This window comes from Salinibacterium sp. M195 (assembly GCF_019443965.1).
Taxonomy (GTDB): Bacteria; Actinomycetota; Actinomycetes; order Actinomycetales; family Microbacteriaceae; genus Rhodoglobus.
In genome coordinates this window covers 2,112,565-2,138,770 of record NZ_CP040814.1, presented here as the reverse complement: position 1 = coordinate 2,138,770, position 26,206 = coordinate 2,112,565, and the positions used below count along the sequence as shown (strand labels likewise).

Genomic DNA, 26,206 nt, shown 5'->3' with positions numbered 1-26,206 from the left:
ACGTGATCGAACTGAGTATCGCCGAGATTGCCACCGCTGTAGGGGGCACGCTTCTCGACGAGAAGTACCGTGATCATCGTTTGCCGGCGGTCGCCGTTCAGACCGATTCGCGGCTGAGCACCAGAGGATCGATTTTTTTCGCATTGCGCGGAGAAGAAACTGACGGTCATTTGTTCGCCGGCAGCGCTTGTGACAACGGTGCCGCCCTTGTCATCGCCGAGCACCCGCTCGATCTTGACGTGGCGCAGATCATCGTTGCTGACGCAGTCCAAGCTCTCCACTCCCTTGCGCGGGAAGTCGTTGCTCGAGTGCGAAGTAATGGTGCTCTCAAAGTCATAGCCGTCACCGGCTCAAACGGTAAGACCACTACCAAGAACATGCTGCGGGAAATCCTTGAGAGTGAAGGCGAAACCGTCGCGCCGCAGGGGTCGTTCAACAACGACGTCGGTGCGCCCATCACAGTGCTCGGGGTCTCCGAAACCACCCAGTTTCTGGTCGTAGAGATGGGGGCCGACGGGCCTGGGGACATTACTCGGCTGCAATCGATCGTCGTGCCCGACGTGGGAATTGTGCTGATGGTCGGTCTCGCGCACATCGGAAAGTTTGGTGATGCTGCCGCCACTGCCCGCGCCAAGGCGGAGATGGTGACCTCGCTGCCGTCAACCGCAACCGCGGTACTCAACCACGACGACGGCCGGGTGAGGGCAATGGCGCTCCAAACCGAGGCGACCGTCAACTTCTTTGGCCTCGAGGCTGCTGCTGAGGTCTGGGCTGACGAAATAGAGGCGACGGCGCGTGGGACCGCGTTCAACCTTCACGTCGGCGACACTGTCATCCCGGTTCAGTTGCGTATTTTGGGCGAACACCACGTAGCGAACGCTCTCGCAGCAATCACGGCCGCTCGGGCGCTGGGAATTGATCCTCAACGTTCCGTCATCGCGCTCGAGTCGATTGAGCGTGCAGAGCGGTGGCGTATGGAACTACTCAATGGCCCCGGTGGTGTGACGGTCATCAACGATGCGTACAACGCGAGCCCCGACTCCATGGCCGCAGCGTTGAAGACGCTCGTACAGATCGTTGGCCCTGAGAATCGCTCCGTTGCTGTGCTCGGGGAGATTGCGGAACTCGGTGATTATGCCAACGAAGAGCACGACAGAATCGGTCGTCTTATTGTGCGTTTGAATGTGCAAAAACTGATCGTTGTGGGCCATGCTGCACGACACATCCACAATGCCGCTGGCCTCGAAGGTTCGTGGGATGGAGAGTCGGTCTTCATCGAAAGTGTCGAAGAGGCATACGCTTTGCTGCGTGAAGAGTTGCGGGAAGGCGATGTTGTGTTGGTGAAGTCGTCGAATTCTGCTGGCCTCCGACACTTAGGTGACCGGATTGCCGGGGTGACCGCATGATTGCGCTTCTGCTTTCCGCGAGCTTCTCTCTTGTGTTTACGCTCTTCTTGACACCACTCTTCATCAAGCTCTTTGTGCGGTTGAAGTGGGGGCAGTTCATCCGCGACGATGGTCCCGAAAGTCACCACACCAAGCGTGGTACCCCAACCATGGGCGGTATCGTCTTCATCTTGGGCGCGACCATCGGCTACTTTGTCGGGCACTGGGTCGCTCAAGAGGACGTAACCCTCTCCGGTCTTCTGGTGATCTACCTCATGGTTGGGCTCGGAGCCATCGGCTTTATTGATGACTTCATGAAAACGCGCAAACAGCGCAGCCTCGGACTGGGTGGTTGGTCTAAAGTCGCCGGGCAAGTGATTGTCGCTGCGGGGTTTGCGGCGCTCGCTCTCAACTTTCCTGATCCTGGCGGTCTCACGCCAGCATCCTCGAAGATTTCCGCCGTCCGCGACATCAGTTGGCTCGATTTGGCGACTTTCGGTGTTGTGACGGGAGCCATCCTGTTCGCCATTTGGGTGACTCTCATCATCGTCAGCACCTCGAACGGGGTCAACGTGGCTGATGGTCTAGACGGCCTCGCCACTGGCTCCGCGATCTTCGCTATTTCGTCATTCATTTTCATCGGTTTCTGGCAGAACAACCAGTCATGTAGTAACCCCGGTATCGACCGCGAAGTGCTCTATAAGTGCTACGAAGTGCGCGATCCGCTTGATCTGGCGATTATCGCTGCGGCGATCGCCGGAGCGCTCATTGGCTTTCTCTGGTGGAACACCTCGCCAGCTCAGGTATTTATGGGCGACACCGGCTCACTTGGCTTAGGCGGAGCACTCGCTGCTCTGGCGATCCTGAGCCGTACCGAGCTCTTGCTCGTCCTCATCGGCGGCCTCTTCCTCATTGTCACCGGTTCGGTGATCCTTCAACGGGCCTACTTCAAAATCACCGGGGGTAAACGTATCTTCCTGATGAGTCCGCTGCATCATCACTTCGAGCTCAAAGGATGGGCTGAAGTCACTGTCGTCGTTCGCTTCTGGCTGATCGCGGCGCTGTTTGTTGCCGCTGGCGTCGGAGTTTTCTATCTCGAATGGATCAACCAATAGCTGTGAGCAACCTCGACGATCTCACCAGCTGGAATTCTGAATGGAGCGACCTCGCGGTCGTCGTACTGGGTCTCGGTGCTACCGGATTCTCTGCGGCCGACACGCTAGTCGAACTGCGTTCGAACGTACTCGTGATTGCGGATACCGCCGCTGACAACCGCGTCCAGATGACGCAGGTCATTGGCGCGGCGCTCACGCTCGGCGGCAGTGCGGACGAACAGTGCGCCGCGCTTGCAGCCCACTCGCCAGACGTCGTCATCGTCTCGCCTGGTTACCCGCTGAATCATCCGCTTCTTGAGTGGTGCCGAAACGCCGGTGTTGCCATGTGGACAGAGATCGAGCTCGCCTGGCGGCTTCGCGATAAGACAGGTAAGCCGGCTGAGTGGATCGCTATCACTGGCACAAACGGCAAGACCACAACAGCTCAGCTGACCGCCCATATCCTCACCACCGCAGGCTTTCGCGCCGGGGCGGTCGGCAACATTGGCATCCCCGTTCTCGACGCTATTCGCTATCCCGATGGTTTTGACTTTCTTGTTGTAGAGCTCTCTAGTTTTCAACTCCATGGAATGCCACGCACGGGCGTTGGGGCGATCTCACCACTGGCTAGCGTGTGCCTAAACCTCGCTGACGACCATCTCGACTGGCACGGGTCCCGCGAGGCTTATGCCAACGCGAAAGCGACGGTCTACGCCAACACTAAGGTCGCAGCTGTCTACAACCGCGCAGTTCTGGCGACCCAATTGATGGTTGAGGAAGCCGACGTTACTGAAGGATGCCGCGCGATCGGTTTCGGGCTCGATACTCCCGGGCCAAGTGACTTCGGTATTGTTAGCGACCTCCTCGCGGAACGTGCCTTTCACGATGACCGTCACAACGAGGCGATCGAACTATTCACCCTCGACGAGCTACGGCACCGAAACTTAGCGGCGCCGCACATGCTAGCCAATATCTTGGCGGCAAGTGCCCTCACTAGAGCGGCAGGGATCAGCGTTGAGGCGCTGCGGGCAGGCGTGGCCAGTTTTGAAGTTGATGCCCATCGGAATCAGCAAGTGCTCGTGAGCGGGGGAGTTACGTGGATAGACGATTCCAAGGCCACCAATACCCATGCGGCAAGTGCGGCATTGTCAGCGGTTGACCCTGTGGTCTGGATTGTGGGGGGTCTGCTCAAAGGCGCCGACATTGCCCCTCTTATTCAGCAGCACGCCACACGGTTGAGAGCGGCGATCGTCATTGGCACCGAGAAGCTGGCAATCCTAACGGCATTCGAGCGACACGCGCCCCAGATTCCGGTCTTCGAGGTGGAGTCGGCTGACACTGAACACGTGATGCCGCGCGTCGTTGAGATAGCGCACGGAATCGCGAGAGAGGGTGACACTGTGCTGTTGGCGCCGGCAGCGGCATCCATGGATCAGTTCACCAGTTACGCCGATCGTGGCGAACGATTCGCTGCAGCTGTTCGCGAACGAGTAGGAGGGAGCGACGATGACACCACCGACGCCCCCGCAGCGACCCCAGCGTCCGAATAGCGCGGCGCAGACACCAGGACAGCAGTCGCCTCGCGCAGTGCCGAGTACTCCTCGCGGCACGCGTCCTGTCTCGGCATCGAATCCCCCTCCGCGAGCAACAACGACCTCTCGCGCTGCTCGCGCGCTAGCCGCAGCATCCTCGCTGGTGCGCCCAGCGGGCGTGAGTAACGCAGCCCAGGCAGAAACCCCTCGTTCCGATTTGCCTGTCTCTGCGCGAGTACCGGTGAAGCGCATTTTCTCGGCAGAGTCGAGTAACTTCTTCCTGCTCTTGGGTACGACACTTTTCATCGTGATCTTTGGCCTCGTGATGGTGCTTTCGTCGTCCTCGGTGGAGTCGTTTGCGGCAGACGAAGGCTTCTTCGGAAAGTTCTTGCGTCAAGGTATGTTCGCGCTGATCGGACTGCCCCTCATGCTCGTCGCTTCGCGCGCGCCTGTCGGGTTTTGGAAGCGGTGGGCCTGGCCAGGCCTCCTCTTGGGCGGTGTCTTGCAGCTACTCGTCTTTATCCCCGGCATCGGGTGGGGCTATGGCGGCAACCAGAACTGGATTCAGATTGGATCCTTTAGCGCGCAACCCTCCGAGTTCGTTAAAGTCGCGGTCATCGTCTGGGTCGCCTGGGTTCTGTCTGCGAAGCAGGATCTGCTCTCAGATTGGCGCCACGTTCTGCTTCCGGTTGCTCCGGTAGCCGGTGCGGCGATCGGCTTCGTCCTGATCGGAAACGACTTGGGAACAGCATCCATCATGTTGCTCATCGTCTTCGGTTGTCTCTTCTTTGCCGGTGTGAAACTGCGCTTTCTTGCCACTGGTGTGCTCGCTGTCGCTGTTGGTGCGCTTCTCTTCGCAGGCACGAGCAGTTCCCGAACATCTCGTATCGATATCTGGCTCAATGGATGCACTGACCTCGACTATCAGGGATCGTGTTGGCAGATTGACCATGCGTACTGGGCTCTCGCTGGCGGCGGTATTTTCGGTACAGGGCTCGGCAACTCTGTCGCCAAGCGTGGTTGGCTTCCACACGCGGACAACGACTACATTTTTGCGATTATCGGCGAAGAGCTCGGGCTCATCGGAGCCATTGTTGTGCTCTTACTTTTTGTTATTTTGGCGATCGCGTTCGTTCGGATCATTCGGTCGACGGATGACAGTTTCGTGAGAATTGCTACCGCTGGCGTGATGATTTGGACGGTCGGGCAAGCCTTCGTGAACTTTGCCGTCGTTCTGGGGGTGCTTCCGGTTCTCGGCGTACCGTTACCGCTGATTTCTACGGGCGGTTCGGCTCTGATTGCGACTCTCCTTGCCATTGGCATTGTGCTGTCGTTCGCGAGAGTGGGTAACAAGCCAGCCGCTCGCGCGGCCGCCACCGCGCCCAGCCCGACTGCCACCGGACTGCCGCCGACACAATCCGCCGCTGATCGATCGCGTATGCTCGCAGCTAACCGGGCGCGAGGACGACAATGACCACTTATTTACTTGCCGGCGGCGGCACTGCAGGTCATGTGAATCCTCTGCTGGCTGTCGCTGAGCGGCTTCGATTGCGCGATCCAGAATCCGAAGTCTTAGTTCTGGGAACTGAAGAAGGCCTCGAGGCGCGGCTGGTTCCTGAGCGTGGTTTCGAGCTGCTCACTATCGACAAGCTGCCGTTTCCGCGCCGTCCCAATCGTGCCGCCCTAGACTTCCCTCGTCGTTTGCGCGACACCGTCACCCATGTCGCAGAGTTGATCAGCGAGCGCGGGGTAGATGTCGTCGTCGGTTTTGGCGGGTACGTCGCGGCCCCGGCCTATCTTGGTGCCCGCAAAGCGGGGGTGCCGCTTGTGATCCACGAAGCCAACAGCAAGCCAGGCATTGCTAACCGCCTCGGCTCTTTCTTCACGTCGTTCGTCGGGACTGCGTTTGACCGCACTCCCATTCGTGGCGGTGTTGTCGTTGGCATGCCACTCAGAAACGAGATCGAAACGCTCGACCGCTTTGCCGCCCGTGCCGAGGCAGACGGTTTCTTCGGACTCGACCCCAAGAAGCCAACCCTCCTCGTGACAGGCGGGTCATCCGGAGCGAAACGCCTGAACGAGACCGTGGCCAGTTCGGTGACCCGAATCTTGGGCGCGGGCTGGCAAGTTCTCCACATCACCGGTGAATATCGCGACGTGGTGGAAGATCCGCATTTACCGGGATATGTCGTTGTGAAGTATTGCGACCGAATGGAACTCGCGTTGGCTTCTGCTGATTTGGCGATCGCTCGTGCCGGAACTTCTACGGTCGCCGAATTGACGGGACTCGGCATCCCCGCGATCTATGTTCCATATCCGGTGGGCAATGGCGAGCAGAAGTACAACGCGCGTACCGCTGTTGATGCTGGCGCTGCCGTTCTTGTGATGGATGCGCAGTTTACGAGTCAGTGGGTGACGGGCGAGCTGGTTCCGATGCTGCGAAAGCGGGCTCTCATTGCCGATATGGCAGCACGGGCGTCAACGATCGGCACGCTCGACGGAACCGACCGGATGCTCGAACTCGTCGATCAGGCCCTCGCTCGCGATCTACCATTGACATCATGATCTTTCCCGACCTGACCATGACTTTGCCCGGTGCGTTGACCTCGGCCCATTTCGTGGGCGTTGGCGGCGCAGGCATGAGTGGCATCGCACAGCTGTTTTTGGATGCCGGAATGACGGTCACCGGCTCTGACCGCGCTGCGAACGCCAATATTGAGGCGCTGCGCAAGGCTGGGGCTACGATCAGCATCGGGCACGACGCCGCGCATCTTGGGGATGCTGATGCTTTGGTTTACACCGGCGCACTTTGGCCCGACAACCCCGAATATCTTGCGGCTGTCGAGAGGGGCATCCCCGTATTGCACCGTTCGCAGGCGCTGGCCTGGCTTGTGGGAGACACTCGGTTGGTCGCGGTTGCCGGGGCCCACGGAAAAACCACATCCACTGGCATGATTATTACTGCGTTGCGCGAATTGGGTGCTTCTCCTAGCTTTGTCAACGGTGGGGTAATTCAGGGTCTTGGCACGAGCTCGGGTTCGGGGTCCGATGATCTTTTCGTCGTCGAAGCCGACGAGTCTGACGGCTCATTTTTGGCCTACTCGACGGCGATTGCTCTGATCACGAATGTTGATGCCGATCATTTAGATCACTATGGCTCCCATGAGGCTTTCGATGATGCCTTCGTCGAGTTCGCGTCACGAGCTTCCGAGGCCGTTGTGGTGTCAAGCGATGACGCTGGCGCGATTCGGGTTACGCGACGCCTCACGCACAAGAACATCGTTACCTTTGGGGAAGCCGATGATGCGACGGTGCGGCTGCACTCGTTGACCACGGAGGGCCCCGTTGCTTTCTCGGTCGTTGTTGATGGTCGAGAAGAGCGTGTGCAGCTGTCGGTTCCTGGGCGCCACAATGCGATCAATGCCACGGGCGCAATCGCTGTTCTTGTCGGGCTTGGCTTCGAGTTGGGCGCCGCAATTGATGCGGTGTCGACGTTTGCAGGAACACAGCGGCGCTTTGAACTTCACGCTGTTGTCGACGGCGTGAGTGTCTACGACGACTACGCGCACCACCCCACTGAGGTCGAGGCCGCACTCAGCGGGGCTCGAAGCGTTCTCGGAAGCGGCAAGCTCATCGCCGTGCACCAGCCGCATCTGTTTAGCCGCACTCGCGATATGGCCACAGAGTTCGCGGAGGTTTATGAGCGGCTCGCCGACCACACGGTCGTTCTCGATGTTTTCGGTGCGCGCGAAGACCCCATTCCCGGAGTGACGGGAGAACTTGTTTCTTCGAAGTTCGTGGACTCATCGCGAGTCGATTTTGTTCCGGATTGGCAGTTGGCCGCGGATCGTGTCGCTGAGATTGCGAGCGAAGGTGACATCGTCATGACGCTCAGCTGTGGTGATGTTTATCGCATCATCCCTCAGCTCGTTGCCGCGATGGAAGCTCGAGGGTCAGCTGGTGCCGCGGCATCGGCGGCGGCAGATCAGGTGCCGAGTGAAGAGGCCTGAGGGTTTCGATAAGCCTGTCGTAGAGCCGCCGGCTCGCAGAACTAGTCGGCGCCGCAACGATGAAACGGATGCTGCCCCGCAGTCGAAGCGCCCCGTTCGTCCCTCTACCGCCAACGCACCAGCCGCCCAGGCCAAGTCTGGCAAAGACACGGTCGGGCGGAGCCCAGCAGACAGAGCAGCAACGAATCCACGGCAGGAACGCTCAAGCCGTTCTCCGCTTCGGGGGAGGGGACCAAGCCCCGACGCGCTCGCGAAAAAACAGCTTCGCCAAGCCGGTCGTGCCCGAAAGCGAGCGGAGCGAGCGGAGCTACGTCGATTCACACGCCGAGCACGTAACCGCAAGTTTGTTCTTCTTTCCGTTGCGGGGTTGGTCGTTACGCTTCTCGCGCTGATTGCGGTCGCCGTTTTCTCGCCAATCTTGGCGCTGCGGACGGTTGTTGTTGACGGCACGAATCGAATCGACCCGGCAGAGATCCAGGCCGCGGTTGCCACGCAAGAGGGGACACCCCTCGCGTTGCTCGATTTCGACGCGATCACGCGAGAACTTTCGGTATTCCCGCTAATTCGTAGCTACGTAACGGAGATTGTTCCGCCGGACACCTTGCTCGTTCACATTGTCGAACGTGAGCCGATCGGATCGGTGAAGATCGCGGGTGTCTTCCGCTTGGTTGATCCCGCGGGAATCACAATTCAGGAATCTGCGGAGCGCATCGAAGGGGTGCCAGTGATCGATGTCGGCGGCGCAGACATGTCGAGTCCGGCGTTCGCGGCGGTAACGGAAGTCTTGCTTTCTCTGCCTGCTGAGCTTCGTTCGCAAGTCACCAGTGCGTCGGCGACGACCAAGGATGATGTTTCCTTCGTGCTCGCGGGCGTTGGCCAGCGCGTGGTGTGGGGGAGCGCGAGTGACTCGGCTAAGAAGGCAGTGCTCTTAGCCACGCTGGTATCGATTACGGATCCTGGGCGGGCGGGCGAGTTTGATGTGTCGGCGCCGAGCAACGGAATCTTCCGCGAGAATTAGCGCTGCTGGGGATGGTCACCACGACGATTCCCCTAAATTGCCTGAACACTTTCCGACACGCGGCCTGCGGTGCATCTGCACGGGTCAGTGTCCGCATACTCTCATCAAAAGAAATACATACTGAGCATAACTTTAAACCTCAAGTCGAGGTTGATAGTTTCCAGTGGAGGCCGAACGTGACATCAAACCAGAACTACCTCGCTGTAATCAAGGTAGTCGGCATCGGTGGCGGCGGAGTTAACGCCGTGAACCGAATGATCGAGCTCGGCCTGCGAGGCGTCGAGTTTATTGCGATCAATACCGACGCCCAGGCGCTGCTTATGAGCGATGCCGACGTCAAGCTAGACGTTGGGCGCGAACTAACCCGCGGCCTTGGCGCAGGAGCTGACCCTGAGGTCGGTCGCCGCGCTGCCGAAGACCACGCAGAAGAGATCGAAGAAGCGCTTGCGGGTGCAGACATGGTCTTCGTTACCGCTGGCGAAGGAGGCGGAACCGGTACCGGTGGCGCCCCCGTTGTCGCCCGCATCGCCAAGTCGATCGGCGCCCTCACGATCGGTGTTGTTACCAAGCCCTTCGGCTTCGAAGGCAAGCGCCGCTCGTCACAAGCCGAGATCGGCGTCGACACTCTCAAGAACGAAGTCGACACCCTCATCGTTGTGCCAAACGACCGTCTTCTCGAGATTAGCGATCGCGGCATTAGCATGCTCGAGGCATTCTCCACAGCCGATCAGGTGCTTCTCGCGGGTGTTCAAGGCATTACTGACCTCATCACGACCCCTGGTCTGATTAACCTCGACTTCGCCGACGTCAAGTCAGTGATGCAGGGCGCAGGCTCTGCGCTGATGGGAATTGGTTCTTCACGCGGGGCCGACCGGGCCATAAAAGCGGCAGAGCTTGCAGTGGCATCCCCACTGCTCGAAGCCAGCATCGATGGTGCTCATGGAGTGCTGCTCTCAATTCAGGGCGGATCGAATCTGGGAATCTTCGAGATAAACGACGCAGCTCGACTCGTTCAAGAAGCAGTTCATCCTGAAGCCAACATCATCTTTGGTGCGGTTATCGATGACACTCTCGGCGATGAAGTCCGCGTCACTGTTATCGCGGCTGGATTCGACGGCGGAGAGCCTTCTGCTAAGCCAGCTGAAGGGCGCCGTACTAACTACGTTGTTCCTGAAGCTCCCGCTGAGCACATCGCCGCTGCAGAGAAGTCGGCGGAGAAAGAGTCAGACTGGAAGTCGCAGCCGAGCGTCGTGCCGGCAGCAACGATCGATCGTAGCTTTGATGACGACGCCGAGAACGACAACGATCTCGACGTGCCTGACTTCCTCAAGTAATTGTGATGACTGACCTGACACCGTTAGGCCAACGACTCGCAAGTATCGATGAACAGATCGCGGATGCCGCACGCGCGGCATCCCGCGATCTGTCTTCGATCACCAGAATCGTCATCACCAAATTTCACCCCGCGAGCATGGTTCGCGAACTTCATGGGCTTGGTGTGCGAGATTTTGGCGAAAGCAGACATCAGGAAGCACAGCCCAAGGTTGCCGAACTTTCCGATTTAGACGCGCAGTGGAGCTTCGTTGGACAGCTTCAGAGCAAAAAGGCCCGTCAAGTTCGCGCGTACTGCCAGGCGATTCATTCGCTTGATCGTGATTCGCTCATCACCGCGCTAGCGAACGACGAGCCCGGCACGCCGTTAGATGTGTTCGTTCAGGTTAATTTGACTGATGATCCGGCACGCGGGGGAGTCATTCCCAGCGAACTCGATGCTTTCGCGGATCGAGTTGCCGCTGCGGCAGGAATTGAGCTGAGAGGCCTCATGGGGGTTGCTCCACTAGACCAGGACCCGAGGCCCGCGTTCGCGGCGCTACGAGCACTTTCCGAGCGGATAGGGATTCAACATCCGGGTGCCCGAGCACTCTCGATGGGAATGTCGGGAGACTTCGCCGAAGCTATCGCAGAAGGCGCGACACACCTACGAATTGGCACGGCAATCACGGGAAAACGACCTGACCATGGTTAATCTCGAAGCAGAAGCTTCACCACTCGGAGGATTAACATGGCCAACCCACTGCGCAAGACAATGGTCTACCTCGGCCTCGCCGATGAAGACTACGAGTACGAGCAGGGACCAGCCGCGCCGGTTGCCCCTGTTGCAGCAGCAGCACCCGCACCCGCGAGTTCTAACCGTGCCCCGGTTACTCCGTTGCGTCGTGCCGCGCCCAGCACTGCGGAGGCAGAGATGAACGAGATTTTGACGGTGCACCCGCGCCAGTACAAGGATGCCCAGCTCATCGCGGAGAATTTCCGTGAGGGTATTCCTGTAATCATCAACCTCTCGCAAATGAGCGAACCTGATGCTCGTCGTTTGGTTGACTTCGCGAGCGGGCTCTCTCAGGGGCTGTACGGCAAGATCGAGCGCGTGACGAGCAAGGTGTTTTTGCTGTCGCCCGCCCACGTTGCTGTAAGCGGCGAGCAGGCTGAAGTCGAGTCTGACGTCGATGCTTCATTCTTTACTCAGTAATCGCGTTGGGTAACACCCGCGTTTTCGACCGGTAACCTAGAGAGGTGAATCCGGTACAAATAGTCATCGCGGTGCTCTTAATCGCTGTCAACATTTTCATCTTCGCAATGTGGGCTCGCTTCATCCTTGACTTAGTCGTCGTGTTTGCACGTGGCTGGCGCCCGAGTGGGATAGGCCTTGTGCTCTCTGAGTTCGTATTCACCATTACGGATCCGCCAATCAAGGCTGTCCGTAAGGTCGTACCAACGATCCGAATCGGAAATGGCGCCCTCGATTTGTCGTGGATGCTCGTCATGCTTGCCTGCATAATTCTTACCTCCATTTTGCGGGGCTTTTAGAACTCGCTAGTGCAGATGTAGTCTGTTCATAGAGCATGCGGCAATTAGTCAGGTTCCGTTATTAGAATGTGACGTGAACGTTGAACGTTGTGTATACGTTGAAAGAAAGTTATTAGAGGTGGCACCAATGGCTTTGACTCCTGAAGATGTAGTCAACAAGCGGTTTGAATCGACAAAATTCCGCGAGGGATACGACCAAGATGACGTCGATGACTTTCTCGACGAGGTCGTTGTCGAGTTGCGCCGTCTCAATAACGAGAACGAGGAACTGCGCCAGCGACTCACCGCTGCCGAGGCTCACTCGAGCGAACTGCAGCAGTCAGCGAATAGTGCTCCAGCGGCAATTGCTGCCGCCGCGCCTGTTGCCGCTGTAGCACCTGCCGCTATAGAGAGCGCGCCGGCGGTAGCTGCTCCCGTTGCTCCGGCAGCGGAGCCTGTCTCTTCGGCCCTCGACGATGCCAGCAGCACGAACAACTTGCTTCAGCTCGCTCGTCGTTTGCACGAGGAACATGTGCGTGACGGTGTAGCTAAGCGCGATGCTCTCATCGCCGAGGGTCAGACATCCGCCGCAGAACTCGTTGCCGAGGCAGAAGCCCAGCAACGTGCTCAGCTTGGCACCCTCGAGCAGGAGCGCGAAGAGGTCGTCGGTTCGCTCAAGAAAGAACGCGAAGCGATCATTGACTCGCTCAACAAAGAACGTGAAGAAATCGAAGGTCGCATCGAATCGCTGCGTAGCTTCGAGCGCGAGTACCGTCAGAAGCTGAAGAGCTATATCGAAGGTCAGCTCGAAGAACTCGACGCAGCTAGCCTCGTTTCTGCGGGAGCGTCTTCGCACGAGTCCACCCAGCAGGATGCCGCACAAGGCGCGCAGCCAGCAGGCCAGTTGACACCCGAAGATTTCGCTGCGCCGCAGTCGGCCCAGCAGCCTCCGGCGAGTTTCACCGGTTTTTCCGGTAGCTAGTTTTTCGCACAAGCCGCCAGCACAACGGTGAGAGCTTTGGCTCCGCCGGTGCTGGCGGCTTTTGCTATGTACGCGTATTGATTCAGTAGGAACCCAAGGAGCAGTTGTGGAAACCCGAAGCATGCCGGTTCCTGAAGGTCTCGCCGGGCAGCGTGTAGACGCCGCTCTTGCTAAACTTTTGGGCTTCTCTCGAACCTTCGCCGCCGAAGTCGCGGCGTCAGGCGGAGTCACGATGGATGGCGCCGAAGTCGGCAAGTCTGATCGACTTGTTGCGGATGCCTGGCTCGAGGTCTCGTGGGTGTCAAAGGTTGAGCCCACGATCGTTCCCGTGCTTCTCGACACCCTCGGCATCGTTTACGACGATGAGCACATTGTCGTTATTGATAAGCCTGCCGGTGTCGCGGCTCATCCATCAGTCGGATGGGACGGCGTGACAGTGTTGGGCGCACTTGCGGGTGCTGGCTTCCGTATCTCCACTTCCGGCGCATCAGAGCGCGCGGGAATTGTGCATCGGCTCGACGCGGGCACGAGCGGGCTCATGGTCGTAGCGAAATCAGAGATTGCCTACACCGAGCTCAAACGGGCTTTTCATGACCGCGAAGTGAACAAGATTTACCATTCGATAGTGCAGGGTCATCCCGATCCTCTTGCCGGAACAATTGATGCGCCGATCGGACGTCATCCGGGATCAAGCTGGAAATTTGCGGTTGTCGCTGGCGGCAAAGATTCGGTCACGCACTACGAAACTCTTGAAGCATTCCCCTCTGCAGCGCTAGTTGAGGTGCAACTCGAAACCGGGCGCACCCATCAGATCCGCGTGCACATGGCGGCGCAGCGGCATCCGTGCATCGGAGACAGCATGTATGGCGCTGACCCCACCATCTCGGCCAGACTTGGTCTGACTCGTCAGTGGTTGCATGCTCACAAGCTCGGTTTTGCGCATCCGGCGACCGGAGAACAAGTGCTGTTCGAGTCTCCGTATCCTGCCGACCTTCAGGCTGCACTTGAGGTGCTTCGAGCCGACTAGGGCGCGTCAGTTAGAGTCTGTTTGGGCTGCAGGCTTAGGCTTGATTTCGAAAGAATTCGGAGTGTCTGTGGCTGCTAATAACGACTCGTTTGTGCATTTGCACGTTCATAGCGAGTATTCGATGCTCGATGGTGCAGCGCGCGTAGGGCCGTTGCTCGATGCCGCTGTAGAACAGGGAATGCCGGCGATTGCGATCACCGACCATGGCAACATGTTTGGTGCCTACGACTTTTGGCAGTCTGCTACAGCTCGCGGAATCAAACCCATCATTGGCACTGAGGCGTACATCACGCCAGGCACAGCTCGGAGTGACAAAACTCGTGTGCGCTGGGGCGGTAGTCATCAGTCTCGCGATGACGTTGGTGGCAGTGGTGCGTACACCCACATGACCTTGTTGTCTCAGAACAACGAGGGCATGCATAACCTTTTCCGACTGTCGTCGAAAGCGTCGATCGAGGGCTTCTACTTCAAGCCTCGAATGGATCGCGAGCTTCTAAGCCAGTACTCCAAGGGCATCATCGCCACGACAGGGTGTGTTGGAGGCGAGGTTCAGACGAAGCTTCGGCTCGGTCTCTATGTCGAGGCGCGGCAAGCGGCGGCTGACTTTCAAGACATTTTTGGCAAAGAGAATTTTTTCGCCGAAATTATGGATCACGGAATCGACATCGAGCGACGCACGATCCTCGATCTCATCAAGCTCGCCAAAGAGCTCGACATGCCGCTCCTGGCGACGAACGACCTGCACTACACGCACTCGCACGACGCGACTGCCCACGCTGCGCTCTTGTGTGTGCAGTCGGCTTCCACCCTTGACGACCCGAACCGTTTCAAATTTGACTCGAACGAGTTTTATCTCAAGTCGGCCGCCGAAATGCGCTCGTTGTTCCGTGAGCATCCTGAGGCCTGCGACAACACTCTTCTGATCGCTGAACGTTGCGAAGTAAATTTCGAAGGCCGCGACCTGATGCCCCGCTTCCCGGTGCCCGAGGGAGAGACTGAAGCGACGTGGTTCGAGAAAGAAGTCGCGCGGGGGATGAACAAGCGTTTCCACAATGCGCCATCCGATGCCCACCTCGCCCAAGCTAAATACGAGGTCGACGTAATTCAGCAAATGGGATTCCCTGGCTACTTCCTCGTGGTCGCTGATTTCATTGAATGGGCAAAGGCGCAGGGCATCCGCGTTGGTCCCGGTCGTGGTTCCGCAGCGGGATCGATGGCGTCCTATGCCGTCGGAATTACCGAGTTGGATCCGCTAGCGCACGGCCTCATTTTCGAGCGGTTCTTGAACCCTGAACGTGTTTCAATGCCCGATGTCGACGTCGACTTTGATGATCGGCGACGTGGCGAAGTTATCCGCTATGTCACTGATAAGTACGGTGACGACCGCGTCGCTCAGATCGTCACCTACGGCACGATTAAGGCAAAGCAAGCGCTCAAGGACTCGGCACGGGTTCTCGGCATGCCTTATTCGGTAGGGGAGAAACTCACCAAGGCAATGCCCCCGGCCATCATGGGCAAGGACATCTCGCTTCATGACGTGCGCAATAAGGACGCGCCCCGCTACAAAGAGGCTGCAGATATCCGCGGCATCGTCGATACTGACGCTGAGGCTGCTAAGGTCTTCGACACCGCTGTGGGGCTCGAGGGTCTGAAACGCCAATGGGGAGTGCACGCGGCAGGCGTTGTTCTTTCCGCTGAGCCGCTACTTGACGTGCTGCCGATCATGCGCCGCGAAGATGATGGCGCCATCATTACCCAGTTCGATCAGCCGCCGCTTGAGAGTCTTGGACTCATCAAGATGGACTTCTTGGGGTTGCGAAACCTCACGGTCATTGAAGATGCGCTCACGATGATCAAGGCGAACACCGGTTCGCCACTCGTCATTGAAGATCTTGATCTTGATGCCGACCAGAAGACTTACGATTTGCTCGCGCGCGGCGACACCTTGGGCGTCTTCCAGCTGGACGGCGGGCCTATGCGCGCGCTGCTTAAGCAGCTGAAGCCCACCAACTTCGAAGACATCTCCGCCGTCATCGCGTTGTATCGCCCTGGCCCCATGGGCATGAACTCTCACACCAAGTACGCGCTTCGTAAGAACGGCTTGGAAGAGATCGATGCGATTCATGCCGAGCTTGAGGAGCCGCTCAAGGACATCCTGGGAACGACATTCGGGCTCATCGTTTACCAAGAGCAAGTCATGTCTGTGGCTCAGAAAGTCGCGGGATTCACGCTCGGCCAAGCAGATGTTTTGCGTCGCGCAATGGGTAAGAAGAAGAAAGAAGAGCTCGACAAACAGTTCATCGGCTTCGAAACCGGAATGCTCGACAACGGCTTCAGTAAAGAAGCTGTGAAGGTGCTCTGGGAAACCCTGATGCCCTTCGCTGACTACGCCTTCAACAAGGCGCACAGCGCCGGCTACGGTGTTCTCAGTTACTGGACCGCCTACCTCAAAGCGAACTACCCCTCCGAGTACATGGCGGCACTGCTGACGAGTGTGGGAGATTCCAAAGACAAGCTCGGAATGTACCTGAGTGAGTGCCGGCGAATGGGCATTAAGGTGCTCGCACCCGATGTCAACGAGTCGACCGTAAACTTCACGGCTGTGGCTGGCGATATTCGCTTTGGTCTCGGCGCTGTGCGCAACGTCGGTGCCGCAGTTGTTGAGCAGATTGTGCGAGCACGCACCGACAAAGGTCGTTTCGAGTCGTTCCACGACTATCTGCGCAAGGTTTCCATTCAGGTAGCGAATAAGCGAACAGTCGAATCCTTGATCAAATCGGGTGCCTTCGATTCGCTTGGAGCAACCCGTCGTGGACTTCTCGAAATTCATGAAGACGCGTGCGATTCGGCAGTGAGCCTCAAGCGCAACGAAGCGAACGGTCAAGTGGATCTCTTCGGCGGCATTTTCGATTTCAACGAAGACGACGATGGCGTTCCAGAGCGCCCAGAATGGTCGAAGCGCGACAAGCTCGCCTTCGAGCGCGAAATGCTCGGCCTCTACGTATCAGATCACCCCTTGTCTGGCCTCGAGATTCAGTTGGCCAAACATCAGGACTTCACGATCACCGAAGTCCTTTCTGGCGACACTGTTTCAGATGGCGAGCACGTCTCGATCGCCGGTCTTGTTACGAGTGTGCAGCATCGAGTCGCCCGCAATAGCGGTAATCAGTACGGCATCGTCACTGTCGAAGACTTCGGTGGCGAGATTGACGTGATGTTCCTAGGCAAGACATATCAGGAGTTTGCCCCTGGGCTCGTAAACGACTCCATAGTCGTTGTGCGTGGCCGGGCGAGTGCTCGCGATGACGGCATGAATTTGCACGCGGTCAGCATGTTTTCACCAGAGCTGGGTCCGAGTTTGGGATCCGGCCCCATCGTGGTGTCGATTAACGAGCAGCGAGCGACAACTGACGTCGTCTCCGGTCTCGGTGACGTGCTCATTCGGCACTCTGGAAATGTCGAGGTGCGTTTGCGGCTGGTGCGCGGCGATATGGCTCGTGTCTTTGAGGTGCCGTACCGGGTTAAGGTCTCGGCAGATCTTTACGGTGAGCTCAAGACCTTGCTCGGCCCCGGTTGTCTTGGTTGAGCGAGAGCTCCAACGTTCGCGGAATCGAGTCGCTATGGTGACCTCGGGCTGAATAGGTCACAGAGCGACAGGCGGCTTTAGCCTTCGAGAGGGTGAGGGCGCATATAAGCGCGCTCGTGATAGAGCAGAGCTTCGTCTTCTTCACCCAGAATGCCATTGTCGATTTCAACGACGACAATGGCGTTATTGTGCACCGGGTGCACATCGACGATGTGTCCAATAGCGATTGCTGTCGCTCCGTTGAGCAGCGGCAACCCGCCGTCGTCGGCGTGCCAATGATCGCCAATAAACCGGAGATCATGGGCCGCAGCCATGAGTTCAGCAAGGTGGCGGCTCCGTGGTCCCAGCATGTGAATGGCAACTCTGTTGCCTAAAGTGATCGCGGGCCACGAGCTTGAGACTTGGGCCATGTTGAAGGTCGCGAGTGGGGGCACTGCGGCCAACGATGCCAGTGACGTAGCGGTGAATCCCACTGGATGTCCATCGGGGGCGAGGGATGTCACCACCGCGACGCCGGCCGCGTGTCGTCTGAAGGCGCTTTTAAACGCGTCGATTCCCTCTGCTGCTGCTGAATTATTCATAGGCTCTGTATCAACCCTAATCGGAGCACAAGAATTCCGAAGACAGAACGAACTAACATGGTGAGGCCATGTCGCTGAATACAATTGATCTTCGCGCCGCCGCACTGAGCCGCGCTGAACTTTCCCGTGTCATCCCTCGCGCTCAAATGGATGTCTCCGTTGCTTCCGCTACCGCGATTCAGCTGATCGATGATGTTCGAGAGCGAGGCGAACAGGCCCTCCTTGAGCAAGCTGAACGTCTCGATCGAGTGCGACCAGATCGCGTACGCATTCATGCCGATGAAATTACTCGAGCAACCCGCGCCCTTGTGCCGGCCGTACGCGAAGCCCTTGAGCTTGCGATCGATCGTGTTCGCACGGCAAGTAAGGCGCAAGTGCCGCCGCCTATGATGACCTCACTGGGTGACGGCGCCGAGATTGTGCAGCGCTGGCAACCCGTTAATCGCGTTGGCCTCTATGTGCCAGGGGGCAAGGCGGTCTATCCGTCGAGCGTGATCATGAACGTCGTTCCGGCTCAGGTAGCTGGCGTCTCATCCGTGGCTCTTGCGTCGCCACCGCAACGCAACTTCGGGGGAGCGGTGCATCCAACAATCTTGGGTGCTGCAGGCTTGCTCGGCGTCGACGAGGTCTATGCGATGGGAGGAGCCGGTGCTATCGGTGCATTCGCCTACGGAGTCCCAGAGCTGGGCTTGGACCCGGTTGACATTATTACTGGCCCGGGAAACGTTTATGTTGCCGCTGCTAAGCGTGCTGTTCGCGGCATCGTTGGCATCGACTCTGAGGCAGGCCCGACCGAGATTCTGATTATTGCGGATGCCAGTGCTGATCCCCGGCTTGTTGCGGCAGATCTCCTGAGTCAAGCCGAGCACGATGAGCTCGCGGCTGCCGTTCTGGTGACTGACTCCGAAGAGCTGGCCGACGCCGTGAGGGTTGAGCTGGAGAAGCAACGTGCTGCTACGCCGCATTCCGAGCGAGCCAGCATCGCCCTTGACGGTCAACAGTCCGCAATCGTCCTGGTTAGCGACATGGCTGCAGCAGCGGCCCTCAGCAATGCCTATGGCCCTGAACACCTTGAAATTCAGACTGAAGAGTCTGGGACTGTTCTCGACATGATTGACAACGCAGGAGCAATTTTCTTGGGGGAGCAGTCTCCTGTGAGCCTCGGCGACTACTTGGCGGGTTCCAATCACGTGCTTCCGACGGGAGGGCAGTCGCGCTTCTCATCTGGACTCGGCGCGTACACATTCTTGCGGCCGCAGCAGGTCATCCGGTACAGCCACGACGCCCTGCGTGCTCTTGAACCGCACATCGTGGCGTTGAGCGCTGCTGAGGACCTGCCCGCCCACGGAGCGGCTGTGAGTGCGCGGTTCAGCGACCACTGACCGGGTACCATTGAGTCACTATGTATTGCCCTTTTTGTAGGCATCCTGACAGCAGGGTTGTTGATTCCCGCACGAGCGATGACGGCCTATCGATTCGTCGACGACGCCAGTGCCCCGAGTGTGGCCGACGGTTCTCCACGACAGAGACGGCATCGCTCAATGTGATCAAGCGCAATGGAGTTGTCGAATCGTTTAGCCGCGAAAAGATCGTCAGCGGTGTTCGCAAAGCATGTCAGGGCCGCCCCGTTACCGACACTGATCTGGCTGTGCTCGCCCAAAAAGTTGAAGAGTCGATCCGCGCTACCGGCACGGCTCAGATTGACGCGAACGAAATCGGCTTGGCGATTCTTTCGCCGCTGCGCGACCTCGACGAAGTTGCCTATCTGCGCTTTGCGAGCGTGTACCAAGCGTTTGACTCACTCGACGACTTTGATGCGGCGATTAGTCAACTCCGTTTGGATCACGGCACAACTTCCTAATTCGCCCCTGATTTCTTCACCTTCTTCTATCGCTGAGAGCGTCGCTGCCTATGTATGAGTTCTTCTTCCGCACCGTTCTCAAGAGGCTTGACCCCGAGTTCGCTCACTCCTTGGCGTTCTCGGTAATTCGAGCGCTTCCGTCGACTGGTGTCGGCCGCTTGCTGAAACGCGCGCCAGACCCTGCGCTTCGTGTCGAGACGCTTGGCCTGACCTTCGATTCGCCGTTCGGCGTCGCCGCGGGGTTTGATAAGTCTGGTGTGGCAATTCTGGGTCTTGGCCAGCTCGGGTTCAGTCACGTTGAGGTCGGCACGATTACCGCGTTGCCGCAGCCAGGAAACCCCAAGCCTCGGCTCTTTCGCCTTGTTGCCGACCGCGGCGTTATCAATCGGATGGGGTTCAATAATGCGGGGGCAGCTAAAGCAGCTGTAGTGATTGAGCGCGCCCGCCGGCAAGCTCCGCGGCCCATTATTGGGATCAACATTGGCAAGTCTCGCGTTGTAGCGGTCGAGAATGCTGTTGCCGATTACCTCACGAGTGCTCGGGCCTTGGCTCCGTTGGCCGACTATCTCGTGGTCAACGTGAGTTCCCCCAATACGCCGGGGCTACGTGGGCTGCAGGAGATTGACAAACTTAAGCCGCTACTCACGGCCGTGAAAGCTGCCGCGGGAGACACGCCAGTGCTTGTCAAGATTGCCCCCGATGTTTCGGATGACGAAGCCAGCGCGATCGCCCGCCTTGCGGTCGAAGAACTCGACGGCATCATTGCGACAAACACGACGCTCTCGCGTGAAGGGCTGGAGACGGCACCCGAAATCGTTGAGGCAGCAGGTGCCGGGGGAGTCTCTGGTCGACCAGTCGCTGAGCGCTCCCGTGAGCTGCTACGGGTAATCCGTTCCGTTGTTCCCGCCGAATTCTGCGTAATCAGCGTTGGTGGCGTCGAAACCGCAGAAGACGTCGCCGAACGATTGCGCGAGGGCGCGACGCTGGTCCAGGGATACACCGGCTTTATCTACCGTGGCCCGTTCTGGGCGCGTTCGATCAACCGGAGGCTTGCTTCACTGCTCCGGACGGAGCGTTCCGTATAACCAGCGGTGCCTGCAGGGCAGCCTAGCGACCCAGGGGCTAGCTGAGGATGCGGCCCATCAAGGTGAGCGCGAAGAAACTCAGCGGCTCACGTTATGAACCGCTGAGCGACTCACGTCGTCTAACTGGGAAACTGTCGGCGCTTGACCTGCGGCTTGGGAAGGCGCATGATCCGCATTTGTAGCGATCGCATTGCGGCATACCAACGAATCTTTTCAGCGTGCGATTCGCCAAACTTTTCTTTGACTTTGCGACGAAGGCGGAGGCCAAGAAGAATCGCGTCAGCTGCGGCAATCAGGAAGAAGGCCCAGAGCGCGGTCAAGCCGAGGATTTGTGCGGCTGGCACATCGATGAGGGTGAGCAGGATCGCAATGAACATCGCGGGCACGAGCAATTCGCCAACGCTGAATCGAGCGTCTACGTAGTCGCGAACGTAGCGCTTCTGCGGGCCGCGGTCGCGAATCGGGAGGTACTTCTCTTCACCGTTCGCCATGCCGATGCGAGCGCGCTCACGTTCTGCCTGCATTTGCGTGCGGGACGCGCGGCGAGCTTCCTTGCGGTCGCTGGAAACTAACGGCCGCTGATTGGCTGCTTCGCGCTCTTTGCGGGTGGGGGTGGGGCGACCCTTTCCGGTGACACTTTCATGGTTAACCGAGTCATCGGGAGTCGAGTTGCTGTCGGATGAAGATACTTTTGCCACTGGGTTCCTTGCGTTGATGTCAATCTAAGATTAGCCGTATGACTCACACGCCGCAGCCGACATCCGCGTCGACAACTCCAGACCCCCTCCTCACACGACTCTCCGAGGCTGTTGTAGCCGCAATGCCCACAACTATCGCGGAGCTGTCCTCGCTCGTGAAAATTCCCTCGGTCTCGTGGGATGGCTTCGATCCAGAGCACGTTACCCGCAGCGCCGAAGCCGCAATGAGCCTTATTGACAACATGGGGATATTCGACAGTGTTGAGGTAGCGCGGGCGCCCATCAATGAATCGACGCTAGGTCATCCGGCGGTTCTCGCCACGCGTAAGGCCAAAAATGGCAAGCCGACCATCCTTTTGTACGCCCATCACGATGTCCAGCCTCCCGGTCAGGATGAAGATTGGGATTCGCCTCCGTTCGAGCCGACAGTGCGTGGCGATCGGCTGTATGGCCGAGGTGCTGCGGATGACAAGGCAGGCATAATGGCGCATGTTGGGGCAATTCGCGCCTTCGTTTCTACCGTCGGTGAAGATTTCGATCTTGGCCTCGTGGTTTTTTTCGAGGGCGAAGAAGAATTTGGGTCGAAGTCGTTTGCTAATTTCATCACCGAGAATCGGGAAAAATTAGCCGCAGATGTCATTGTGGTCGCGGATTCCGACAATTGGGATATCGCTACGCCGTCTCTTACCGTTGGCCTGCGTGGCAATGTCACGTTCAAGCTGAAGGTCTCGACGCTTGCCCACGCTTCACACTCAGGAATGTTTGGGGGAGCGGTTCCTGATGCCATGCTTGCGACGATCAGACTGCTAGCAACGTTGCACGACGAATCCGGTGCGGTCGCTGTCGAAGGGCTAACGAGCCGTGATGGCGAGACTCCTGACTACAGCGAAGAAAAGCTGCGACATGAAGCAGGCCTTCTCGACGGCGTCACTTCGATCGGAACTGGCAGCATCCTCGGACGGCTCTGGGACAAGCCGGCGATCACCATCACGGGTATTGATGCTCCGACTGTGATGAACGCATCCAATACGTTGTCGCCAGCCGTAACCGTGAAACTCAGCGCACGAATCGCTCCAGGTCAAGATCCTGATGACGCGTTCGAAGCGTTGCAATCTCACCTTGAGGCCAATGCACCCTTCGGTGCTCACCTTGAGATCTCGGATGTCGATCGCGGCAGCCCTTTCCTGGTCGATACCAGCGGCTGGGCTGTTGAGGTCGTCAAGACTGCGATGCACGAGGCGTGGGGCAACGAGCCTCTTGAGACCGGAATCGGCGGGTCGATTCCGTTCATTTCCGATCTCGTTGCTGTCTTCCCCGAGGCACAAATTTTGGTCACCGGCGTAGAAGACCCCGAGTCGCGTGCCCACAGCCCGAACGAGTCATTGCACCTCGGAGTCTTCAAGCGCGCCATCCTCACTGAGGCGTTGCTGCTCGCAAAGTTGGAACGTCGGGCGTAGAATTGCCGCATGACTGAATCCGCTGTTGAAACTGCCACCCACGGGGTCGCGCTCACGGAGGCTGCATCGAACAAGGTTCGTAGCCTCATGTCGCAAGAAGGTCGTGATGACCTGCGTTTGCGTTTGGCTGTGCAGCCGGGCGGATGCTCGGGACTCATCTACCAGCTCTACTTTGATGAGCGCACTCTCGACGGCGATGTCAGCCGTGATTTCGGTGAGGGTGTCGAGGTGGTTGTCGATAAAATGAGTGTTCCGTACCTCGACGGTGCGAGCATTGATTTTGAAGACACGATCGAGAAGCAGGGCTTCACTATCGATAACCCGAACGCGGAAGGTAGCTGCGCCTGTGGCGACAGCTTCAACTAATTTCGCGGCAATTTTTTGAGAAGGTGCGCCTAATTGGTGCACCTTTTCGCTTGTGTGGGGCGAGCCGGTAATCCTTACCCCCTCTAGCTCCATATAGACTGGAAAGGTATTAGTCCGTGTTCTTCGAGAGGTCTCAGGTGCGCTCCAACCGCCGAAATCGATGGGCAGCAATCCCCATCGCTCTGGTTACTACGCTGGTGTTGGCCGGGTGTACCCAAGATCAGCTTCAGGGTTACTTGCCCGGTAGTCCCGATACCACCAACCACACGAGCAGCATCATCGGACTGTGGGTGACGTCGTGGATCGTTCTTCTGATCGTGGGTGTCATTACGTGGGGCCTCATCATCTGGGCCGCCGTTGTGTACCGTCGTCGTCGTAGCCAGACCGGACTTCCGGTTCAACTTCGCTACAACATGCCGATCGAGATCTTCTACACGGTCGTGCCACTGATCCTGGTAATCGGCTTCTTTGCGTTCACCGCTCGTGACCAGGCAGCGATCGAAAAGGTTGAGGTCAACCCCGACGTTTCCATCGAAGTCATTGGTAAGCGCTGGGCCTGGGACTTCAACTACGTGGACGACAACGTCTACAGCCCGGGTGTTCAGGCTGACTTCAACCCCGACGGCACGATCAATGTGGATGAATTGCCGCAGTTGGTCCTTCCGGTAGACAAAAAGGTTGAGATCAAGATCGAATCGCGTGACGTGATTCATTCCTTCTGGGTAGTCGACTTCTTGTACAAGAAGGACATGATCCCCGGCAAGAGCAACTACATGTACTTCATCCCTACCAAGGAAGGCACCTTCCAAGGTAAATGTGCCGAGCTTTGTGGCGAGTATCACTCGCTCATGCTCTTCACCGTGAAGGTTGTCTCGCAGGCTGAGTACGACGACTACATCGAGGGCCAGCGCACAGCAGGCTACGAGGGTCAACTCGGACTCGATTACAACGTGAATCAAAACTTGCCCGGCAACGGCAGCAGCGACGAGGAATAGGGCTCATGAGCGTCGAACATAAGGGCAATATCTTGGTGAATTGGGTCACCTCGACTGACCACAAAACCATCGGGTACATGTACCTGATCACCTCCTTCTTCTACTTCCTTCTTGGTGGCGTGATGGCTCTGGTCATTCGCGCTCAGCTCTTTGAGCCTGGACTGTCGGTCGTTGCAACGGGTGAGCAGTACAACCAGTTGTTTACGATGCACGGCACGATCATGCTTCTTATGTTCGCAACGCCGCTGTTCGCCGGCTTCGCCAACGTGCTTATGCCGCTTCAGATCGGCGCACCAGATGTCGCCTTCCCGCGACTGAACGCGTTCGCATACTGGCTTTACAGCTTCGGCTCGTTGATTGCCGTCGCCGGATTCCTCACCCCTCAGGGAGCGGCATCGTTCGGCTGGTTCGCCTATGCACCACTGTCGAGCACCACGTTCTCGCCGGGCATCGGCGGAAACTTGTGGGTCTTCGGTCTCGCAATGAGCGGTTTCGGTACGATCCTCGGTGCAGTGAACTTCATCACGACGATCATCACGATGCGTGCGCCGGGAATGACAATGTTCCGCATGCCGATCTTCACGTGGAACACGCTCGTGACTTCGCTGCTGGTCCTCATGGCCTTCCCCGTGCTTGCTGCAGCCATGTTCGGTCTCGGCATGGACCGAGTCGCGGGTGGTCATATATACGATCCCGCGAATGGTGGCGTGATTCTTTGGCAACACCTGTTCTGGTTCTTCGGACACCCCGAGGTCTACATCATCGCGCTTCCGTTCTTCGGAATTGTCTCTGAGGTGTTCCCGGTCTTTAGCCGCAAGCCGATCTTCGGCTATACCACTCTGATCTACGCGACGATTTCGATCGCTGCGTTGTCAGTGACGGTCTGGGCACACCACATGTACGTGACGGGTTCGGTTCTCTTGCCGTTCTTCTCGCTCATGACAATGTTGATCGCGGTGCCGACAGGGGTGAAGATCTTCAACTGGGTCGGTACTCTGTGGCGAGGCTCAATTACCTTTGAAACCCCCATGTTGTGGGCGCTCGGCTTCCTCGTCACTTTCACGTTCGGTGGCCTCACCGGTGTCATTCTCGCTAGCCCGCCGCTCGACTTCCATGTTTCGGACACTTACTTCGTTGTGGCTCACTTCCACTACGTAGTCTTCGGAACCGTCGTCTTTGCAATGTTCAGTGGCTTCTACTTCTGGTGGCCGAAATGGACCGGAAAGATGCTCAACGAGCGTCTGGGAAAGATCCACTTCTGGTTGCTGTTCATCGGCTTCCACACGACGTTCCTTATTCAGCACTGGGCCGGCGTCGTTGCCCTCCCTCGTCGTTACCGCACCTACCTCGAAGAGGATGGCGTGACATGGATGAACCAGGTATCAACTATCGGTGCCTTCATTCTCGCCGTCTCGATGATCCCGTTCTTGTACAACGTGTACATCACAGCGCGCAAGGCGCCCAAGGTGACCGTCGATGACCCGTGGGGTTACGGGCGTTCGCTCGAGTGGGCTACTAGCTGCCCGCCGCCGCGTCACAACTTCACGTCAATCCCGCGAATTCGTTCAGAATCCCCGGCTTTCGATCTGAATCATCCCGAAGCCGGAATTCCGGTAGGAATTGGCCCAGGCAAGGATGCCCCTGAGGCACCGGTGTACGACCTTGCAGACGAAAAGGTGAAGTAG

The 26,206-nt window shown here is 58.1% G+C and carries 23 protein-coding genes; 21 read left to right on the top strand and 2 right to left on the bottom strand.

The window, feature by feature from the left end:
• Positions 1-2: 2 nt before the first annotated feature.
• From murF to dnaE, 14 genes are all read left to right on the top strand, one after another.
• Positions 3-1,406, top strand: coding sequence for a UDP-N-acetylmuramoyl-tripeptide--D-alanyl-D-alanine ligase (gene murF / locus FFT87_RS10235; protein ID WP_219948627.1), 1,404 nt, complete (start codon positions 3-5; stop codon positions 1,404-1,406).
• Positions 1,403-2,500, top strand: a complete 1,098-nt coding sequence (gene mraY, locus FFT87_RS10230) for a phospho-N-acetylmuramoyl-pentapeptide-transferase (protein ID WP_219948626.1) — start codon at positions 1,403-1,405, stop codon at positions 2,498-2,500. Before murF ends, mraY begins: the two co-directional genes overlap by 4 nt.
• Positions 2,485-4,029 (top strand): UDP-N-acetylmuramoyl-L-alanine--D-glutamate ligase, encoded by a 1,545-nt coding sequence (gene murD / locus FFT87_RS10225; protein WP_219948625.1) that lies wholly within the window; start codon positions 2,485-2,487, stop codon positions 4,027-4,029. The genes mraY and murD overlap by 16 nt, the downstream gene beginning before the upstream one ends.
• A 37-nt stretch (positions 4,030-4,066) precedes the next feature.
• The gene (ftsW, locus tag FFT87_RS10220) at positions 4,067-5,485 is read left to right on the top strand and encodes a putative lipid II flippase FtsW (RefSeq protein ID WP_255559414.1); all 1,419 of its coding nucleotides are present in this window, start codon (positions 4,067-4,069) and stop codon (positions 5,483-5,485) included.
• Complete coding sequence (locus tag FFT87_RS10215) at positions 5,482-6,576, top strand: glycosyltransferase (RefSeq protein ID WP_219948623.1); 1,095 nt, start codon at positions 5,482-5,484, stop codon at positions 6,574-6,576. Before ftsW ends, FFT87_RS10215 begins: the two co-directional genes overlap by 4 nt.
• On the top strand, positions 6,573-8,021 hold the full coding sequence (gene murC, locus FFT87_RS10210; RefSeq protein WP_219948622.1) for a UDP-N-acetylmuramate--L-alanine ligase: 1,449 nt from the start codon (positions 6,573-6,575) through the stop codon (positions 8,019-8,021). Before FFT87_RS10215 ends, murC begins: the two co-directional genes overlap by 4 nt.
• On the top strand, positions 8,008-9,039 hold the full coding sequence (locus FFT87_RS10205) for an FtsQ-type POTRA domain-containing protein (RefSeq protein ID WP_255559411.1): 1,032 nt from the start codon (positions 8,008-8,010) through the stop codon (positions 9,037-9,039). Before murC ends, FFT87_RS10205 begins: the two co-directional genes overlap by 14 nt.
• A 176-nt stretch (positions 9,040-9,215) precedes the next feature.
• Complete coding sequence (gene ftsZ / locus FFT87_RS10200; protein WP_219948621.1) at positions 9,216-10,373, top strand: cell division protein FtsZ; 1,158 nt, start codon at positions 9,216-9,218, stop codon at positions 10,371-10,373.
• A 5-nt stretch (positions 10,374-10,378) separates the two neighbouring features.
• Positions 10,379-11,065 (top strand): YggS family pyridoxal phosphate-dependent enzyme, encoded by a 687-nt coding sequence (locus tag FFT87_RS10195; protein ID WP_219948620.1) that lies wholly within the window; start codon positions 10,379-10,381, stop codon positions 11,063-11,065.
• Positions 11,066-11,101: 36 nt separating this feature from the next.
• Positions 11,102-11,566 (top strand): cell division protein SepF, encoded by a 465-nt coding sequence (locus tag FFT87_RS10190; protein ID WP_219948619.1) that lies wholly within the window; start codon positions 11,102-11,104, stop codon positions 11,564-11,566.
• 44 nt (positions 11,567-11,610) lie between these two features.
• Positions 11,611-11,904 (top strand): YggT family protein, encoded by a 294-nt coding sequence (locus FFT87_RS10185; protein ID WP_219948618.1) that lies wholly within the window; start codon positions 11,611-11,613, stop codon positions 11,902-11,904.
• A 127-nt stretch (positions 11,905-12,031) separates the two neighbouring features.
• Positions 12,032-12,865, top strand: coding sequence for a DivIVA domain-containing protein (locus FFT87_RS10180; protein WP_219948617.1), 834 nt, complete (start codon positions 12,032-12,034; stop codon positions 12,863-12,865).
• 106 nt (positions 12,866-12,971) lie between these two features.
• A complete protein-coding gene (locus FFT87_RS10175; protein ID WP_219948616.1) occupies positions 12,972-13,892 on the top strand; it encodes an RluA family pseudouridine synthase in 921 nt (306 codons plus the stop codon).
• A 121-nt stretch (positions 13,893-14,013) separates the two neighbouring features.
• On the top strand, positions 14,014-17,478 hold the full coding sequence (gene dnaE, locus FFT87_RS10170; protein WP_255560144.1) for a DNA polymerase III subunit alpha: 3,465 nt from the start codon (positions 14,014-14,016) through the stop codon (positions 17,476-17,478).
• Between the two features lie 77 nt (positions 17,479-17,555).
• Here the strand turns inward: dnaE and FFT87_RS10165 are convergent, their stop codons facing one another.
• Positions 17,556-18,059, bottom strand: a complete 504-nt coding sequence (locus FFT87_RS10165) for a flavin reductase family protein (protein WP_219948614.1) — start codon at positions 18,057-18,059, stop codon at positions 17,556-17,558.
• Positions 18,060-18,127: 68 nt separating this feature from the next.
• Between FFT87_RS10165 and hisD the strand changes: the two genes are divergently transcribed.
• The 3 genes from hisD to FFT87_RS10150 are packed head-to-tail and all read left to right on the top strand — an operon-like array spanning position 18,128 to position 21,005.
• Positions 18,128-19,441: a histidinol dehydrogenase gene (hisD, locus tag FFT87_RS10160; protein ID WP_219948613.1), complete on the top strand. Its 1,314-nt coding sequence runs from the start codon at positions 18,128-18,130 to the stop codon at positions 19,439-19,441.
• A gap of 20 nt (positions 19,442-19,461) precedes the next feature.
• Positions 19,462-19,920: a transcriptional regulator NrdR gene (gene nrdR / locus FFT87_RS10155; protein ID WP_219948612.1), complete on the top strand. Its 459-nt coding sequence runs from the start codon at positions 19,462-19,464 to the stop codon at positions 19,918-19,920.
• 50 nt (positions 19,921-19,970) lie between these two features.
• A complete protein-coding gene (locus FFT87_RS10150) occupies positions 19,971-21,005 on the top strand; it encodes a quinone-dependent dihydroorotate dehydrogenase (protein WP_219948611.1) in 1,035 nt (344 codons plus the stop codon).
• A 119-nt stretch (positions 21,006-21,124) separates the two neighbouring features.
• Here the strand turns inward: FFT87_RS10150 and FFT87_RS10145 are convergent, their stop codons facing one another.
• Positions 21,125-21,703, bottom strand: coding sequence for a DUF3043 domain-containing protein (locus tag FFT87_RS10145; protein WP_219948610.1), 579 nt, complete (start codon positions 21,701-21,703; stop codon positions 21,125-21,127).
• A 38-nt stretch (positions 21,704-21,741) separates the two neighbouring features.
• On the opposite strand from FFT87_RS10145, the gene FFT87_RS10140 reads away from it, so the two are divergent.
• The 4 genes from FFT87_RS10140 (at position 21,742) to ctaD (ending at position 26,206) form a co-directional block, all read left to right on the top strand.
• The gene (locus FFT87_RS10140) at positions 21,742-23,160 is read left to right on the top strand and encodes a dipeptidase (protein WP_219948609.1); all 1,419 of its coding nucleotides are present in this window, start codon (positions 21,742-21,744) and stop codon (positions 23,158-23,160) included.
• A gap of 9 nt (positions 23,161-23,169) precedes the next feature.
• Positions 23,170-23,526 (top strand): iron-sulfur cluster assembly accessory protein, encoded by a 357-nt coding sequence (locus tag FFT87_RS10135; RefSeq protein WP_219948608.1) that lies wholly within the window; start codon positions 23,170-23,172, stop codon positions 23,524-23,526.
• Positions 23,527-23,663: 137 nt separating this feature from the next.
• The gene (coxB, locus tag FFT87_RS10130) at positions 23,664-24,521 is read left to right on the top strand and encodes a cytochrome c oxidase subunit II (protein ID WP_255559394.1); all 858 of its coding nucleotides are present in this window, start codon (positions 23,664-23,666) and stop codon (positions 24,519-24,521) included.
• A 5-nt stretch (positions 24,522-24,526) separates the two neighbouring features.
• Positions 24,527-26,206 (top strand): cytochrome c oxidase subunit I, encoded by a 1,680-nt coding sequence (ctaD, locus tag FFT87_RS10125; protein ID WP_219948606.1) that lies wholly within the window; start codon positions 24,527-24,529, stop codon positions 26,204-26,206.